Below are 18,682 nucleotides of genomic sequence, written 5' to 3' on the forward strand. Positions count from 1 at the left end.
TATTATTAGAGAGAAGAGAGGTATACCCAAACATTTTTTGCGGTGAATAAAACTTATATTCTCCGCAAATTTACGGAGAATAATTCGTATTTTTACCGCATAAATTAATTAAACAATGGCAAAATATATTTACCAATATCCGCAATGGCCTGATTTTAGTTGGGATGACAAACAAATTCAACCTATACTTGGAGAGGTTCGTCATCTGCAAGGGAAAATCATCGGTCAAATGAATGTTTTGGGCTTTTCTTTGAAAGAGACAACTTCATTAGCTACATTAACCGAAGATGTTATTAAGTCATCTGAGATTGAGGGAGAAAGGCTTAATTACGATCAAGTACGTTCTTCGATTGCGCGTCGTTTGGGAATTGAAACAGCTGGGATGGTAGCTTCGAACAGATATGTGGAAGGTGTTGTTGACATGATGCTTGATGCAACGCAAAACTATCAAAAACCAATTGATAACGAGCGACTTTTCGGATGGCATGCAGCATTGTTTCCTACAGGTAGAAGTGGTATGCAAAAAATTGAGGTGGGGCAATATCGCACAGGAGAAATGCAGGTAGTTTCGGGGGCGATGGGTAAAGAAAAAGTACATTTTGAAGCTCCGCCTGCAGAGAGTGTTCCCAAAGAGATGGATTTGTTTATTACGTGGCTCAATAGTGATACAAAGTTAGATTCTGTATTAAAATCTGCTATCGCTCACTTTTGGTTCATTATTATACATCCTTTTGATGATGGTAATGGTCGTATTGCTCGAGCAATATCCGATCTCTTACTTGCACGTTCTGATAATAGTAACCAGCGGTTTTACAGTTTGTCGAGCCAAATACTTGCACAAAAAAAGAGATATTACGAGATGTTGCAGAAAGTGCAACACAGCAGTGGAGATATTACTCCTTGGTTTAAGTGGTATCTTGATTGTTTATATGATGCACTCGATGTTACTGCTTTGACTTTAAAAAAAGTTTTATCTAAGTCCAATTTTTGGGAGCAATATAAAGATATACAATTCAATCATCGTCAAAACTTGATTCTCAATAAGGTCTTGGATGGCTTTGACGGTAAACTCACATCATCGAAGTGGGCAAAGATAGCAAAATGTTCATCTGACACGGCTCTTCGTGACATTCAGGATTTGATTTCGAAAGGTATACTTCGCAAAGAGGCACAAGGTGGGCGGAGTACTAATTACGAACTTGGTTTTGATGTTGAAGAATAACTTGGTTTAGTATCTCTGAAATAGACTATTTTGATTATATTTGCAGTGACAATAAAGCGTTCTTTAATAGTATTGTAACTTGTTGATAATCAACCCACCTATCAAAAGGAGGACTTTTAGGAGGATTTAATTTTCGAGGTGTTATAAATACTTGAATATAAGGTGATTGTACGTGAGACTATTTGTCCCGTCCAGCATCATAACGTTGAAGTTCTACGAATTCTTCTGCTGTTTTATTTCCGGCATATTTATCAAGAAACGCCTCCTGTGCTCTGATCATTGGCGTAAAATAATGATCTGTCCAGCAAGTTTCGGGTAAGATAAAGGTGGCAACGGGCATATATCCCGCAGTCTGTATTTGAGCTACTTTATTGGAAATCGTATTCATTTCAGGGAAATGCGGCATACAATAATTTTCAATTTCTGCCGGACGCTTTTCTGTAAACCAGGCACTTTCAGTTACAGCTATATATCCCCCCGATCTCAGAAACTTACGCCACTCTCTCAGCCCCCGTTCAAAACCGATATTATAAATAGCTCCTTCACACCAGATCAGGTCTAACTCCTCATTCTGGAAAGGAAGATTATCCATTGAACGTACAATACCTTTCACCCGGCCCTGAAGATTCAAATCTTTGGAATTACAATTGAGCCGGTCAATGAATTGAGGAAAAAGATCGAAACCTGTAATCTGTCCGGGTATATGCTGAGCCAGCGCCATAGTCTGCCCGCCGGTTCCACAACCGATGTCAGCAATAAAGGATTTGTCGGTAAGATTATCTATAAAGCTCAATGCTTTCAGGGTTATTTCAGGGCTACCGGGCCCTTGACGTTTCATTTTTAAAAAGAATTCACAGATAAAATTAAAATCGAATTCGTGAATAGTGGTAATATTTTCGTTACTCATTGTTGTAATGTATGTAGCATACAAGGAAAGCATAGCAATGCTTTTGATCACTGTACGCAAGATTAAAAACTATAATTATAAATAATAGAAAATCACTCTCAAAAGGAGTTATCCGAGAGTAAACGAAAGGACAATCTGTATAAGAAATACAAATTGTTTACTAAACCAAATCCGTTTTAAGTAAATTACGTGTCATGTTGCAAAGGTATGAAAAAATAATTAATGGTGAGAACTTATAATATTTTCTAACAAATAAACAATCCCGGAGGAAGATCGAGGGCATTAGCTTGCTTCTAGATATTAGACTATATACCTAATTAATAACCTAAATTCAAATCCCCGAATAAAAAAGTATAATGGGATTCCTGATTTTCAAGATCATTTATAACTTTTAAAAACTTACTGACACACTGTTGTCAACCTTGTATAATATTTTTGCATCAATAATCGAAATCCAAAAACATTAGAATATGAAACTTAAATCTTACTTAGTATTTAATGGTAATACAAAAGAAGTACTAAATTTTTACGCAAAAGTATTTAATGGGACGAAAAGCGGCTGGACTTTCGCTGAAATACCTTAATTAGTTACTTAGAAAGCTTTCAGGCTCAGGTCAATATTCGGAGCAGCATATATTATCGCTCCCGAAGAGATATAATCCACACCCGTTTCGGCTATTGCATGCACTGATTCTTTCGTGATTCCACCCGACGCCTCTACCTTAACAGCACCATCAATGAGCTGTACCGCCGCTGCCATTTCAAACAGTGACATGTTATCCAGCATAATCACATCCACTGCATTTGTAGCCAACGCTTCTTTCACTTCGTTAAGATTACGGGTCTCCACTTCTATTTGCAGATCTTTTCCTATCTCTTTCAGATATTTCACTGTAGCTTCCACAGCTTTGGTTATACTTCCGGCATAATCGTTATGATTATCTTTCAGCATTATCATATCAAAAAGCCCGTAACGGTGATTCTTTCCCCCGCCGATATACACAGCCCATTTTTCACACATACGGAAGATAGGAGATGTTTTGCGGGTGTCGAGTATGCGGGTATCGGTATCGGCCAATAACTCCACCATTTCGTGCGTATAAGTAGCTATGCCGCTCATGCGTTGCATACAGTTGAGAACCAGTCGTTCCATTGTAAGGATAGAACGCGCCGAACCGGATACAATGAAAGCAATATCGCCTTCCTTCACGCTATCCCCATCATTCTTATATACTTCTATCTCCAGGCTCTTATCATAATAATGAAATATCTCCTGAGCAAGATCTACACCAGCCAGAATACAGTCATGCTTGATTAGCAGTCGTGCTCTCTGTTTCAAACCGACAGGGACACTGGCTAAAGTAGAGTGATCACCGTCTCCGATATCTTCTTTTATAGCTTCATCTATAAAATGATATAGTCTTTCATCCGTTACATAAGGTGGTCTATTCATTTCTTATCCAAATCTTTATTATAAAATGTACCTCTATTTTCTGTTTGTTCCATACTTTGGGTTATTATCAGAAAGGCGACACTTACCAGATTACGCAACTCTGATAACTGGGGTGACAAAATGGAAAAGTTATATATTTCTTTCACCGACCTGTATATCTCTTCCTCTTTCTGTTTTGCCAACTTTAGGCGTCTATTACTACGAACTATACCCACGAGGTCACTCATCAATGTCTGTAATTCTTTGCGCAGATAATTCAGTAATACCATTTCCTCATTTACTTTCATTCCTTCCTGATCCCATTCCGGAATTTTATGAAGCTGTTCATAGTTAAAGTTGTCCTCACGCAGTCGTTCCAACGTTTTCACAGCTGCACGATGACCGAACACCAACGCTTCGAGCAAGGAATTCGATGCCAAACGATTTGCGCCGTGCAATCCCGTATTGGAACATTCGCCTACAGCAAACATATTTTTAATTGTGCTTTGTCCGAACAGGTCTACATCTATACCTCCACACAGATAATGGCTGGCAGGTACAACAGGTATCAAATCCCTGAACATATCCAGTCCGGCATCTTTACACTGCTTGTAGATATTTGGAAAATGTTCCATGAACTTACCCTGGTTTAGATGGCGACAGTCGAGACATACATAATCGTCTCCTCGCAGCTTCATTTCGCTATCGATAGCACGGGCCACAATATCACGCGATGCCAACTCTTCCCTGTCATCATATTTATGCATGAATGCTTCTCCCGATGCAGTGCATAGTTTTGCACCAAAACCTCTTACAGCCTCCGAAATCAATGGCAATTGCCCGGTGGTAAGGCTATAAAATGCAGTAGGATGAAACTGGATGAACTGCATATTACTGATTCTGGCTTTCGCTCTGTGTGCCAGACCTATACCATCTCCTGTAGCGATTATCGGATTGGTTGTATTCTTATATACATGTCCGCAGCCACCTGTTGCCATAAGTGTTATTTTGGCGGACATCTTCTTTATGCGTTGCGTCTTCAGATCGAGGACGTAAGCTCCGTAACAGTTCAGATTATATTTATCGAATGATTCACCCGGAATATGATGTTCCGTAATAAGGTCTATCACATAATGATGATTGAGCAGCTCCACATTAGGTAACCGCTCAATAGCTTTCAACAAAGCTCTTTCTATCTCTGCTCCGGTAATATCTTTATAATGTACTACACGATTTTCTGTATGGCCGCCTTCACGTCCCAAATCATATGCCTGAAACTCATTTTTGTCGAAGTTAGCCCCCCACTCCACTATTTCGCGAATACGTTCAGGCCCTTCGGTCACCACTACTTCCACAGCTTCCCTTTTGCATAATCCGTCTCCGGCACGTAGGGTATCTTCGATATGTTTTTCGAAACTATCTTTTGTAAAATCCGTTACAACAGCTACACCACCCTGGGCATACTTTGTATTCGACTCCTCATCATCCGATTTGGTTATGACTGTAACTTTAGCATCCGGTTTCTGCTGCGCTATTTTCATCGCATAAGAAAGTCCTGATATGCCTGAGCCGATTACAAGAACATCTGTATAAATCATTCTATAAATTAAAAAATTATGAATGAAGAATTATGAATTATGAATTACTTAGCGTCTGTGCCATTTTTCATTCTTAATTCTTAATTCTTAATTTCCTATTATCTACTTAATTGCTTTCGAAAGTTCCAGCATCTTATTTATCGGACGCAGTGCCTTAATGCGTATTTCTTCATCCATCAGGATTTCAGGAAGTTCGTATTTCATGCATAAATACAATTTTTCCATTGTATTCAATTTCATGAAATGACATTCACTGCAATTACATTTATCATCGATAGTAAGTGCCGGAATAAGTTTCTTTCCGGGCGCCCGTTTACGCATCTCGTGCAATATACCTTCTTCGGTGGCTACAATAAATTCCTCTGCCGCATCATTTACTACATAATTAAGCAGATTTGCAGTAGAACCGATATAATGTGCAACCTGTAATACAGGTTTCTGAGCTTCAGGGTGTGCTATTAACTTCGCCTTCGGATGATTCAGCATTTGCTCTGCAATCCTTTCCAATGAAAAAGCTTCGTGCACAATGCAAGCTCCATCCCAAAGTATCATATCACGACCTGTCACCTGATTGATATATCGTCCCAGATTTTTATCAGGAGCAAATATTATTTTTTGCTCTTCAGGCAGCGAATTTATAATATGCTCGGCATTGGATGAAGTTACTATGATGTCGCTTTCGGCTTTTACGCCCGAGTCACAGTTGATATAGCTTACCACAATCGCTCCGGGATGTTTCTTTTTCAACTCTCTCAAACCTTCTCCTGAACAGGAATCTGCTAATGAACACCCGGCCAACAAATCAGGTAATATCACTTTCTTGGTCGGATTAAGTATTTTAGCAGTCTCCGCCATAAAGTGAACACCACAGAAAACAATCATGTCTGCATCCGTTTTTTCGGCTGCACGTGCCAATTGCAGGCTGTCGCCAAGAAAATCAGCTATATCCTGAATGTCTCCTGTCTGATAATAATGAGCGAGAATTATAGCATTCTTCTCTTTCCGCATACGGTTGATCTCTTCTATCAGGTCTATCCCCTTTGGTATTTCCATATTCAGATAGCCTTTTACTGGTAGTAATTCAACCGCTTTATCGAATGTTGTCATATCTTTTGTGAAATAGAATTACTCGTTTTTTTAGTAAATAAGTATTGTAAAACATTTATCATTAAGCTCTTCAACTATAGCTGCTTCAAATATGCTTTAGTTTTTAAGTTTAGCAAACAAAAATACTTATAAAAACTGATTTATCCGAAAATCGGATGTATAAATGAAAGGCTTGTACATTAGCTCCTGTTACTATTATCCGCAAGAAATAACATCTCAAGTATCCATGCAATTACATTTTAACTAAAAATCAATTGAAACGCTCTTTTAATTAACCTTTATTTTCATTATATAGTTAAAAGGTAACAGATGTAACAGTTTTTCCTAACTTTCCTGTTTGTTACTTTCTTCGTTATCAAAACACCACAATAAAATTCCAGCATAATCATTTCAAAGAACCTTCAGCATATAATTTCTATGTATAGATAAACAAAAAGAAATATTATAAATCATTCTGCGGTTTATTATAGAGATTAAATAGTTGTATTTAAACGTTGTATTCTTTTCATAAGTATAAGCATTCTTTGTAAAAACTGTTATCATTCGGATCAAGACTGCCGCGTCCTCCCAGGCTTGTCCTCACTTTTGGCATTGCCCAGAAGTAAGCAAAAAGCTAGCGTTAAGTTCCTCGGCGACCCAAAACCGTTTTGCCGGCTGAAAGTGACAAACGGGCTATCGCCCTGTCCCTTTCCACGCCGTCTGTACCGTGTGGGTACCCCGCCTGCGTAACTAATGCGCTGAGGCTGACGCGTACAAGTGAGGGGAGCTTTGCCCATATTAGTGCGTCAGCCTGCGCCGTTAGCTTCATGGACGGGGTACCCGTAGGATGAAAAGATGAAAAAAACGGAAACGTGTTTGAGCTTATCCACCGATTCGGATTATCCAATTTTTCCAGCGAGTTTTTCCGTTTCGTCTTTTCATCCGTTACGGGTCGGCCTTTGAAGCGGGGCGTTAAAGCATTTTTGATTACTTTTTTTGCTTAGGAAAAAAGTAATACAAGCAATCTGTGATTGCGCGTAGTAAAATTTGCATTAAAGAATCGAACAATTTTATACGACAAGAATAATTTCAGCTACAGATTGAAATGATTACTTATTATAACAAAAGAAGCTGCCCCACCGGGGCAGCTTCTTTCTATTATCTAGGCTTATTAGTATTAAGCTTTTCCTGCACTACCAAGCACTGCTTCAATTTTGTGCTTGTATAGTTTCTTCATGTTATCGCGAGCTGGTCCAAGATATTTACGAGGATCGAATTCACCCGGTTTAGTAGCAAATACTTCACGTACCGCAGCAGTCATAGCCAGACGGCTGTCAGAGTCGATATTGATTTTGCATACAGCCGATTTTGCAGCTTTACGAAGTTGTTCTTCAGGAATACCGATTGCATCTTTAAGTGCACCACCGTATTTGTTAATAGTTTCAACTTCTTCCTGAGGTACAGAAGATGCTCCGTGAAGTACGATAGGGAATCCCGGAAGTTCTTTTTCGCATTCTTCCAATACATCGAAACGCAATGGAGGCGGAACTAGATGACCGTTAGCGTCTCTTGTACATTGTTCCGGAGTAAACTTGTTTGCTCCGTGAGAAGTACCAATAGAAATAGCCAATGAATCACATCCTGTTTTTGTAACGAAGTCTACTACTTCTTCAGGTTTTGTATAAGTGTGGTGTTCTGCAGACACTTCGTCTTCTACACCGGCCAATACACCTAGTTCACCTTCAACAGTCACATCGAACTGATGAGCATATTCCACTACTTTTTTAGTAAGAGCTACGTTCTCATCATATGGAAGATGAGAACCGTCGATCATCACAGAAGAGAATCCTGAATCGATACAGTCTTTACAAGTTTCGAAAGTATCGCCATGGTCTAAGTGAAGTACGATTTGTGGTTTTTCCCAACCTAAGCTTTTTGCATATTCTACAGCACCTTGAAGCATATAACGCAACAAGATAGGGTTTGCATATTGACGAGCACCTTTAGATGCCTGTACGATAACCGGTGACTTTGTTTCAGCAGCAGCCTGAACGATAGCCTGCAACTGCTCCATGTTGTTAACATTGAACGCAGGAATTGCATATCCGCCTTTTACTGCTTTAGCAAACATTTCTTTAGTGTTTACTAATCCCAAGTCTTTGTAACTTACCATTGTTTTTGAATTTTTATTTATAATAATTGTGAATAAAATAAATCCTTTAATCGTTACAAAAGTAACAAATTTATACGATATTAAGTGCCTAAAAAAGATAAAATAACCTAATCCGCATTATTTCCACAATGGGCTTGGATACTCTCCTTTTTCTACTAGCTTTTGTAATTTCTCCACTACTCCTGCTCTGTCTTCGGCATATGTAACACCAAACCATTTGGAAGGAGTATCTAAAACTTTCACATCAGCAGTCTTATTTACGATAAGATGGTCCACCATCAGTGGGATAAAGTATTCAGCCTTGTGATTACCTGCATTTTGTTCAAGAAATTTGACAAAATACTTGTCAGAATGCTCGAAATAATCAGGCGTAAATCCCCACATATTCATCGATACCGGAGCGTTTTCCGGAATTTCGAACCAGTAATTTTCAGCATCTTTATATTGTATCTTTCCATCTTTGCGTTCGATGTGCGTACGTTCAACCACGCTTTTCAGGAAATGATTGTCATCTGTTTCGCAAACACCTCTGGCTACTGCCCCGCTTTCAGACAATGTATTGCTCAAACGATAGCCTACCATACAATAATGGTTTTCGGTACCGTTCATTTTATTTAATTGCTCAGCTAGGATAGCGTAGCTCTCACGGCCGTAAAAGTCGTCGGCATTGATAACTGCAAATGGTTCTTTGATAACATCTTTCGCCATCATCACGGCATGATTTGTCCCCCATGGCTTTTGTCTGTCGGGATGTAGTTGAAATCCTTCTGGCAGGTTGTCCAGTTCCTGATAAACTACTTCTACCGGAATATGGTTTTCATATTTGGAAACGATTTTTTCACGAAAGTCCTTGTCAAATGATTTGCGGATAACGAAAACAACTTTTCCAAATCCGGCTCTAAGGGCGTCATAAATAGAATAGTCCATGATCGTTTCCCCGTTAGGCCCAAGCCCATCCATTTGCTTAAGACTGCCATAGCGGCTTCCCATACCGGCAGCTAGTACATACAAAGTAGGTTTCATAATAAATATTTTTCAGTTAAATTTTTGAAGCCACAAAGATAAACTTTTAAGGCTTAAATCTGATAAATTTCTATAATTATTGAACTTTCATCTATCAAAAAGGTAAATATTATTCCTATAAAATATTGAAAAACTGTCTTTCGTGCTTTTTCGGGATAACTACTTTTATTATTTAACAGTTGATCCGCATAAATAAAATAATGACAATAATATAAGCCTGTTTACTTTTCAACATCATATCAAATTTTAATATTATTTGATACAAATCTGTCATCTTAAATGCTTTTCTTTGTAATAAGATGAATGATAATGTACTCGAAAAACTAAAAGTATTGGCAGAGTCGGCGAAGTACGATGTTTCCTGCTCTTCCAGTGGTACCGTCCGTAAAAACAAAGCGGGCGGGCTGGGAAATACTGTTGGCGGAATGGGTATTTGTCATAGTTTTACAGAAGATGGACGATGTGTTTCCCTGCTTAAAATCATGCTTACAAACTTTTGCATCTATGATTGTGCATACTGCATAAACCGCAGGACAAACGATATTCGCCGGGCAACATTTACTGTACAGGAACTGGTGGAACTTACCATCGAATTTTACCGTCGCAACTATATAGAGGGACTCTTCCTCAGTTCGGGTGTCATCAACAACCCCGACTATACAATGGAGCGTATGGTACGGGTAGTCAAAGACCTGCGCACGGTATACCGCTTCAACGGATACATACATATGAAAAGTATTCCGGGAGCAAGTCAGGAATTGATAAGTGAAGCCGGACTTTATGCAGATCGTATGAGTGTGAATCTGGAAATTCCCACCGAGGCGAACCTGAAACTGCTGGCTCCGGAAAAAGACCATCGCAGCGTATATAAGCCGATGCGTTATATACAGATAGGTATGCAGCAAAGCATTGAAGACCGTCGCAAATTCCGTTCTGCACCACGTTTTGTTCCGGCAGGACAAAGCACACAGATGATTGTGGGTGCCACAAATGAAAAGGATAAGGACATCTTGCGCGTGTCGTCCATACTCTATCAGCAGACGCAAATGCGAAGGGTATATTATTCGGGGTTCATTCCGGTGAATAGTTACGACAATCGCTTGCCTGCACTGAAACAAGCTCCCCTGGTGAGAGAAAACCGTCTCTATCAGGCCGACTGGCTTATGCGATTTTATCAATACCGTGCCGATGAAATTGTGGACGATGCTTACCCTGACCTCGACTTAGAAATAGACCCTAAACTGGCATGGGCGCTCCGGCACCCCGAAGCATTCCCGATAGATATAAATAAGGCGGATTATGCAATGATTCTGCGTGTACCGGGTATCGGCGTAAAGTCTGCGCAATTTATCGTGATGTCGCGTAGGCATGGCCGGATAAATGCATCGCAACTGAAAAAGATAGGTGTAGTAATGAAGAAGGCGCAATATTTTATTACATGCAACGAACTGCCAATGTATACTGTCAATGAAGCAACCCCGGAATATGTTCGCAAAATTCTTACAGAACCGAAGAAAAAGAAGATAGACGACAAACAGCTATCAATCCTTTTCCCCGATTAGGAGCCTGAATTCTTTATTATCCATTCTTAATTCTTTATTAAAAATTGCTCGTCTTTTTTTACGATAAAACATTTGAAGGTTTGCTCACCGCAATCTTCGACGCCTATAGCCGGAAGACTTTCCCCGACAGATTATTAGGCGAAGGAGAAATTGCGCCTATGTTTATGGAGGATAACCATACTGTGACCACTATGGAGGACAGAGCTACCCGGGTATGGACTTCCCTGCAAAATAAACTGAGTAAGGGTGCACAGAATATGGTCACGTATGCTTGGCTGTCGGAAGAAGAAGGCAGTGACGAACTGCTGTTCCGGTTTATAAGGAAATCATTTGACAGTAAAATATCTATCGAGACTAATTTTGGAGATGAAGATGTGCTTAAGATGCACCAATTGGCAAAAAGAGTTGCACATGAGGAATTGTATATAAAACAATTCGTACGCTTTCAGAAAGCAGCCGATGATATTTTCTTCTCGACCATATCGCCCCGTCATAATGCATTACCTCTGGCAATAGAACATTTCAGAGACCGTTTTTCGGATCAGAAATGGGTTATTTATGATCTAAAGCGCAGGTATGGTTTTTACTACGATTTGCACACAGTAGTAGAGATGACTCTCGATAATGACGAACATCTGTTGAGCGGAAAACTGGATGAAAACTTAATGGCAGAAGATGAGAAGATGTTTCAGGAATTATGGAAAGGATACTTCAAATCGATGACAATAAAAGAACGGATCAACCTGAAACTACAACGCCAGCATATGCCAAAACGCTTTTGGAAATACCTGACTGAAAAACAATAATTATAATAATTAATTAATGTGCCGATTAGCCAATATGCCAATGGCGCTAAGCGTACATCAGGCACTGCTTACAGCTCATTGCTCATTACTCACTGTTTACTGCTCATTGTTAACTGTTAACTGATTTATTGTCCATATACTTCAAAACCTGACCACTGATCTGCATCAGAGAAATTTCACACAGCTTTGTATTAAATTCAGCTTGCACGAGACGCTCTTCCGCTTCCAATAAACTGTTTTGTGCTTCACGAAGCTCTATACCGGACAAGTCGCCTAGTTTATAGCGTTCTATTGCTATCTCGTGGTTCTCACGGGCAGTTTCCACATTCTCCTTTTCCAGATTGGTCAATTCTATATTATTGCGGTAAGCCATCCACATATTGGCCAGATCAGCTTTCAGCGACAGTGTGGTTTGTTCATATTCCAGTTGCCTGTTTTCTATCTCGATCTTGGCATTTCGTTGTTTTCTCTTGCGGTTGAAACCGCTGAATAAATTAAGCCCTACTGTAAATCCATAATTAAGGCCTAATGTACGCTGATTATCTATGGTTCCGGTATTATAAATATTCTTTGTGATGCCATATCCTGCATTGAACTTCAGATAGGGATAATTCTCGCTCTGGGCAGTCTTCAGATCCAATACACTTAGTTTCTTATTTTTGTCAGATAATAGTAGGAAGGTATTGTTAGAAAGCATACCCTGCATAATATCTCTCTGGTCGAGAAACTCATTGTATATAATGACCGAATCTTTGGTTTCTATCATCTGGTCTATTTTTTCCTGAGCCATCAGTTTATTCAGCAATACACGGGATGTATATAATACTTCATATTGCTTGATAAGTTGGGAACTGTCACTGTTGAAGTCTACACGTGCCTGTTGCATATCCAGCCGTGAACCTGCTCCTATTTCGTAACGGGCTTCTACTATTCGCAAGCGCTCTTTTGACAATTTTACGGCCGATTTCAGATTTTTCAGGCGGATGGTTTGCTGTATATAATTATAATATTCGGAAGTAATATCAGCAATAAAGGTCTCGATAGTAAGCTGTGTATCCAGTTTACCCATTTGCTGCAACTCTTTCAGGCGATTGTAATTTGTCTGTATATTGAACCCGTCAAAGATAGTCCAGTTAAGATTTATCCCTGCATTAAGGTTTTGATTATTTACGCCACTATTCGAATTTGTCTCTCCCGATTCCAACTTCTGCTTTACATTGTTCGATGTACCTGAATAACCACTTGTAAGATCTACTGTAGGTAAATATCCGGCATTGCCGATAGTCATATTATTATCGGATACCTCCTGATTATTTCTCGATATGCGGATGTCATAGTTATTCATCAGTCCCTCCTGTATACATCTGCTCAGGTCATAAATATTTTGAGCTTGAGATACAATAGGCAATATAAGTAACAGTAATATAGCGGATAAATATTTTTTCATATAATATTGTGATATAATACATTAACCATTAACAATAATCGTTGCGTCTTCTTTTTCTTTCTTCTTTCCCCTGTCTGTTGAAATATACAAATACATGGCGGGTACAATGAATATCGTCAGCAATGTAGATACCATCATTCCCCCGATAACAGCCACTCCCATCGCCATACGTCCGTTTGCCCCTTCAGCGCTGGCGAAGACGAGAGGCAGCAAGCCTAGTACAGTCGAGAAACTAGTCATGAGAATCGGGCGAAGACGCTGTACAGCGGCTCCCTGTATAGCTTCCAGTTTACTCATTCCTGTTTCCTGCCGCTGATTGGCAAACTCAACAATAAGGATACCATTTTTGGCTACCAGCCCTATGAGCATGATAATCCCAATCTGGCTGAATATATTCATCGTTATATCTTTTATATACATGAACAGCAGCGCTCCGGCAATCGCCAACGGAACTGTAAGCATAATCACAAACGGATCTTTGAAGCTCTCGAACTGTGCAGCCAGAATAAGGAAAATAAGCAAGACTGCCAGTACAAAGGCAAACATCAGACTGGACGAACTTTCCCTAAAATCTTTCGAATCTCCGGCTAATGCCGTACGGAAGGTATCGTCGAGCGTTTCTTTCGCTATACGGTCCATCTCGTCTAGTCCAGCACCAATAGTCACACCGGGAGAGAGTCCAGCAGATATTGTAGCCGAATTGAAACGGTTGTAACGATAAAGCTGTGGAGGTGCCACACTTTCTTCGAGACGCACCAGATTACCCAATTGGATCATGCTGCCCGTCTGGTTTTTTAGGTAGATTGACTTCAAATCGAGCGGAGTATTTCGTTGCTGGCGATTTATTTCACCTAGTATCTGATATTGTTTCCCGTTCATATAGAAATAGCCCATACGCTGACCACTGAGCGCATATTGGAGTGTTTGCCCTATATCCCTGGTGCTTACACCTAATAAGGCTGCTTTATTACGGTCAATGATAATTCTTGTTTCCGGCTTGGTAAACTTAAGATTCACATCAGCCATCTGGAACAATGGGCTTTCCTGCACTTTTTCCATAAATGCGGGGATGAATTCCTCCAGTTTAGCTATATTAGGTGCTTGCAACACATACTGTACAGGCATACTGGAACGCCTGCCTCCGAATGTGGATTGCTGCTGCACGAATGTACGCGCAGCCGTTTCACCTCTCATAGCGTCAGTTAGTTTGGCTGCTATATCCATCTGGCTACGGCTCCTGTTCTTGATGTCGGGCAAGCTCAGATTTATCATACCACCGCCTGTCCACACCCGCATTGTATTTATAAGCCTTTCGGGTGCAACCGAATCTGCAATGACAGCAATATTCTCAGTATAATTTCTATTATATTCATATGTAGAGCCTTCCGGCCCGCTGGTTCTTATTGTTATTTGCGAACGGTCTTCCAGAGGAGCCATTTCGGCAGGGATGACGTTTATCAGATATCCGATTGCTACCAATGTTAGGATAATGATAGGCCATATGATAATCTTAATACTTAAGAACTTATGTAATGCATTATGATAACCGTTAGTAAGTCCGTTGAAAAACGGTTCGGTCTTACGATAAAACCAATTGGGTTGATCTGTCTTTTTCAACAACTTAGTAGATAGCATCGGTGTAAATGTCAGAGCCACAAATGCTGAAATCAGCACGGCTCCGGCTACAACAATGCTAAACTCACGGAAAAGCCGGCCTGTCATACCCTCAAGGAATACAATAGGGAAAAATACGGCCACAACAGTAATGGTTGTAGATATAACGGCAAAGAATATTTCTTTCGATCCTTCTATACCAGCCTCTTTGGGGGTCATCCCTCCCTCTATCTTAAGATATATGTTTTCCGTGACTACAATAGCATCGTCTACCACCAATCCCACTGCAAGCACTACTGCAAGCATAGATAGCACATTGATAGAAAATCCTGCGACATACATGACAAAAAATGCACCTACAAGTGATACCGGTATGACCACGCATGGCACAAGAGTTACACGCCAGTCGCGCAGAAAAAGGAAAATAATGATAACGACAAGGGCAAAAGCAATGTATACAGTTTCTTCCACTTCGGCAATCGATGCACGAATAAACTTAGTATTATCAAAAGCAACATCAATGAATACATCTTCGGGAAGGTCCTTCTTCAATTGGTCGAGACGTATCATTGCTTCATTCGATATTTCTATCTGGTTTGCTCCCGGTTGGGGTATGATAACAGTACTCACCGCCGGCACACCGTTGCGCCGCATGATACTGCGGTGATTTTCCGTTCCCAGCTCAGCAGTACCTACATCCTTGAATCGCACAACATTAAAATTATCTTCCTTGATAATCATATTGTTGAATTCTTCCGGTGTCTGCATTAAACCTAATGTGCGGATAGTAAGTTCCAGTGCGTCACCTTCTATACTACCCGAAGGCAGCTCCACATTTTCACGGTCAACAGCATCTTTTACATCCATCGGGGTGATACCGTATGAAGCCATTTTCACCGGATCGAGCCAAAGACGCATCGAATATCGGTTTTGCCCCCATATTTCCACTGCGCTCACGTTTGGTATTGTCTGCAAACGTTCTTTTACCGTAAGTTCAGCGATTTCACTGAGTTCCAACAACGAACGCTTTTCGCTCTGAATACTGATCTGTATAATCGGATTGGCATCAGCATCGGCTTTCGATACGGTAGGCGGATCGCAGTCGCGGGGCAAATAACGTTGCGCACGTGAAACTTTATCACGAACATCATTAGCCGCCGTTTCCAAATCCACAGTAAGTTCAAACTCCACGGTAATACGACATGAACCTTGGCTACTACTGCTGGTCAGCGACCTGATACCCGGAATACCATTGATATTCTGTTCCAGGGGTTCGGTTATCTGGTTTTCTATAATTTCGGCATTTGCACCGGGATAGGTAACGTTAACCGAAATTATGGGGTTGTCTATATTAGGATATTCACGTACACCCAGATACGTATATCCAATCATACCCAAGAGGAATATGACCAGTACAAATACTGTAGCCAGTACCGGGCGTTTAATGCTTATTTCGGATATTGTCATCGGTTATTGATTTCACATTTCAAGATTTGCGCAGATTATAGAGTCTATAAATCTGAAATTTTGAAATTATATTTAATTATTATCCACAAAATTATCTATTGTCACCGGCAGTCCGTCGCGCAATTGCATAACACCTGTGACGAGTAACGTATCGCCCACATTCAGCCCATTGAGTATCTGGACCGTAGTTGCTGTACGCATTCCTTTTTTTAATGTCACCTGATGAGCTTTTCCGTCTTTGTATATATAAGCTATGTCACGTCCCATCTCCGCGATAGTAGACAAACTAGGTACAACAATAGTATTCTTTATTTCCTGCAATCTTATTTCTACGTTTGTAGACAATCCCGGTTTGAGATGTCCGCCAACATTGGGATATAAAGCACGGGCTTTTAGAGTCAGCGTTACTTTGTCGAGATTCGACTCCACTGCATATACTGTGGCACCGTAAGTACTCAGGTCGTTATCGAACGTAAAAGTGATAGGAGTTCCGGCTTTTATATTATTTACATAGGCTTCGCCCACCGAAAACTCGACTTTCAGTGGTGATATTTTGGTCAGATGCGTCACAATAGTCGACGGAGAAGCATAAGTACCTTCACTAACCAGACGTAAACCGACAATACCATCGAATGGAGCTCGTAATTCGGTCTGCGCGATACGCGATTCGGTAAGTTCTATGTCTGCCATCAGCTTATCCAGTTCTGTATTTACGGATTCGTATGCTTCCTGACTCACTGCATCTTTTGCCAGCAGGGCTTTTTGACGGAATACACGGTCTTGCGCCAAAGGCACTTGCGCTTTCAACTTCTTTAGCTCAGCCTGTAGTGGTTTATCGTTTACTTTTGCCAGTAATTGCCCTTTTCGTACATTAGAGCCTTCATTGAAATGTATTTCCGTGATTTTTCCTGAAGTTTCGAACGACAGATCTACTTCTTCATCAGGTATAAGCAAGCCCTTTTCCCTTATCGTTTCGGTGAGATTATCCGGCTTCAATATCATGGCGTTTACATTCAAGGTATTCCGTACCCTGTTGCCGCCCGGACTACCATCTTCTATAGTAGGGCTTATTTTTTCTTCAGGCGATACGATTTCCTTTATTTTAGGATAAAATGCCATTCCGGCAATAAGCAGCACAATGATAACGATAAGTGCTATTTTCGTTTTTTTATTCATAGTAAATATTCAATTTCACAATTTCATCTATCGTTCTTCCACAATGACACAACCAAAATAAATTTTTCCTTGCCCATTGCTTAATGAAAGCGCCCTTATTTCGGGCTTCTAAACTCTACTCTCGGAAAATGTGACAGCAAGTAAGTAAAAAGGTTTAATTGCTGAATGCAATTTTAGTCTTTATTCACATTACTAAACAGAATTTACACAAAGAAGTTTTATCTGAAAATATAAAAGCTCAATGAAGTTTTTCATTGAGCTTTTATTATATGATAGTTAAATGGATTTCATTTTTTAAAGTACTTCGGATATTTTTCCCAAGATAATATCCGCTCCGGCTATTTTATCTCCGTTTTCGGAAAATACACCTATTATGTATTGCCCTTTCCAAATAGCAGGTATATCTCCATTATAGCGGTCTTTTATAATCAGATTTCCCTCTACGAAGTCTAAGGGCTGTTTTGTAAAGGCAAAATATTTATTCAAAATATCTTTTGCCCCATCTGCTGACTTTGCATCGACAACAAATGCCTGGCATGTTTCGCTATCTATCTTGTATTTAGCCGTATATACCATATTAAGAAAAGTATGACCTATATAATTAGCTGTAACATATGCTTCTGTATGCGGAATCATATTTTCTTTTGGGAAAGCGTTTACTACAGGGGGATAACCAGCTGTAGCATCTATACTTCCGGCCAAATGTGTTGCTATCGCTCTCATCGTTTCCGACACGTTTTCTTGTGCACTACTCCACATTTTTACATATATATTGCCGGCAAAAAAGAAAATACCTGAATTGTCGCCCTGAGCTTCTCCCCCGATAGGAAAAAATTTCAGTTCGGACGAACGTTCCGAAGCATACATTCCGAACGCATCTTCCGGGCTTGCATGGCGGTATGCCTGTATGGAGATATAGTCATCCCCCCTGGTGTATTCCATCTGTGTCATTTCCCTGAAATTATTTTCTAAATATAAAGGAGCGGCTCCATTTATCCGATCGAACAAATTGTCCGGTTCAAAAATTTCAATTTTGTCCGAAATTGCCCAACCTTCGATTGCTGGCAGCCACGACTTCAACTCGGCAGGTGTCTGAGCCGAAACGGAATATACCGCACAATAAAAGAGAATAATAGTATACTTAAATATTTTCATATATTGTCTAATGT

Annotated in this window: 13 protein-coding genes; 3 read left to right on the top strand and 10 right to left on the bottom strand. The window is 40.1% G+C overall.

The window, feature by feature from the left end:
• The first annotated feature begins 115 nt into the window (after nt 1-115).
• Entirely contained in the window at nt 116-1,222 is a 1,107-nt protein-coding gene (locus QZL88_RS01550; protein WP_296938236.1) for a Fic family protein, read from the top strand.
• Between the two features lie 178 nt (nt 1,223-1,400).
• Here QZL88_RS01550 and QZL88_RS01555 read toward each other — a convergent pair whose 3' ends face one another.
• From QZL88_RS01555 to QZL88_RS01580, 6 genes are all read right to left on the bottom strand, one after another.
• Complete coding sequence (locus QZL88_RS01555) at nt 1,401-2,162, bottom strand: class I SAM-dependent methyltransferase (RefSeq protein WP_296944997.1); 762 nt, start codon at nt 2,160-2,162, stop codon at nt 1,401-1,403.
• A 559-nt stretch (nt 2,163-2,721) separates the two neighbouring features.
• Nucleotides 2,722-3,582, bottom strand: a complete 861-nt coding sequence (gene nadC / locus QZL88_RS01560; RefSeq protein WP_296938238.1) for a carboxylating nicotinate-nucleotide diphosphorylase — start codon at nt 3,580-3,582, stop codon at nt 2,722-2,724.
• Nucleotides 3,579-5,159: an L-aspartate oxidase gene (gene nadB, locus QZL88_RS01565; RefSeq protein ID WP_296938240.1), complete on the bottom strand. Its 1,581-nt coding sequence runs from the start codon at nt 5,157-5,159 to the stop codon at nt 3,579-3,581. The genes nadC and nadB overlap by 4 nt, the downstream gene beginning before the upstream one ends.
• 102 nt (nt 5,160-5,261) lie before the next feature.
• A complete protein-coding gene (gene nadA, locus QZL88_RS01570) occupies nt 5,262-6,266 on the bottom strand; it encodes a quinolinate synthase NadA (protein ID WP_296938243.1) in 1,005 nt (334 codons plus the stop codon).
• Between the two features lie 1,156 nt (nt 6,267-7,422).
• Nucleotides 7,423-8,418 carry a class II fructose-bisphosphate aldolase gene (locus QZL88_RS01575; protein ID WP_296938245.1) on the bottom strand — a complete coding sequence of 332 codons (996 nt, stop codon included), beginning with the start codon at nt 8,416-8,418 and terminating at the stop codon, nt 7,423-7,425.
• 117 nt (nt 8,419-8,535) lie between these two features.
• Nucleotides 8,536-9,441, bottom strand: coding sequence for a sugar phosphate nucleotidyltransferase (locus QZL88_RS01580; protein ID WP_296938246.1), 906 nt, complete (start codon nt 9,439-9,441; stop codon nt 8,536-8,538).
• Nucleotides 9,442-9,740: 299 nt separating this feature from the next.
• Here QZL88_RS01580 and QZL88_RS01585 point away from each other — a divergent pair, with 299 nt between their 5' ends.
• Both QZL88_RS01585 and QZL88_RS01590 read left to right on the top strand, forming a co-directional pair.
• Complete coding sequence (locus QZL88_RS01585) at nt 9,741-11,003, top strand: putative DNA modification/repair radical SAM protein (protein ID WP_194226176.1); 1,263 nt, start codon at nt 9,741-9,743, stop codon at nt 11,001-11,003.
• 44 nt (nt 11,004-11,047) lie between these two features.
• Nucleotides 11,048-11,809, top strand: coding sequence for a TIGR03915 family putative DNA repair protein (locus QZL88_RS01590; protein WP_296938247.1), 762 nt, complete (start codon nt 11,048-11,050; stop codon nt 11,807-11,809).
• Nucleotides 11,810-11,918: 109 nt separating this feature from the next.
• Here QZL88_RS01590 and QZL88_RS01595 read toward each other — a convergent pair whose 3' ends face one another.
• The 4 genes from QZL88_RS01595 to QZL88_RS01610 all read right to left on the bottom strand — a co-directional run bounded on the left by QZL88_RS01595 (nt 11,919) and on the right by QZL88_RS01610 (nt 18,668).
• Nucleotides 11,919-13,256 carry a TolC family protein gene (locus tag QZL88_RS01595; RefSeq protein WP_296938248.1) on the bottom strand — a complete coding sequence of 446 codons (1,338 nt, stop codon included), beginning with the start codon at nt 13,254-13,256 and terminating at the stop codon, nt 11,919-11,921.
• A 21-nt stretch (nt 13,257-13,277) separates the two neighbouring features.
• Entirely contained in the window at nt 13,278-16,337 is a 3,060-nt protein-coding gene (locus tag QZL88_RS01600; RefSeq protein WP_296938249.1) for an efflux RND transporter permease subunit, read from the bottom strand.
• A gap of 72 nt (nt 16,338-16,409) precedes the next feature.
• Complete coding sequence (locus QZL88_RS01605; protein WP_296938250.1) at nt 16,410-17,513, bottom strand: efflux RND transporter periplasmic adaptor subunit; 1,104 nt, start codon at nt 17,511-17,513, stop codon at nt 16,410-16,412.
• Between the two features lie 294 nt (nt 17,514-17,807).
• The gene (locus QZL88_RS01610) at nt 17,808-18,668 is read right to left on the bottom strand and encodes a DUF6599 family protein (RefSeq protein ID WP_296938252.1); all 861 of its coding nucleotides are present in this window, start codon (nt 18,666-18,668) and stop codon (nt 17,808-17,810) included.
• Nucleotides 18,669-18,682 lie beyond the last annotated feature (14 nt).

Origin of the sequence: uncultured Dysgonomonas sp. (assembly GCF_900079725.1) — a bacterium.
Classification (GTDB): domain Bacteria; phylum Bacteroidota; class Bacteroidia; order Bacteroidales; family Dysgonomonadaceae; genus Dysgonomonas.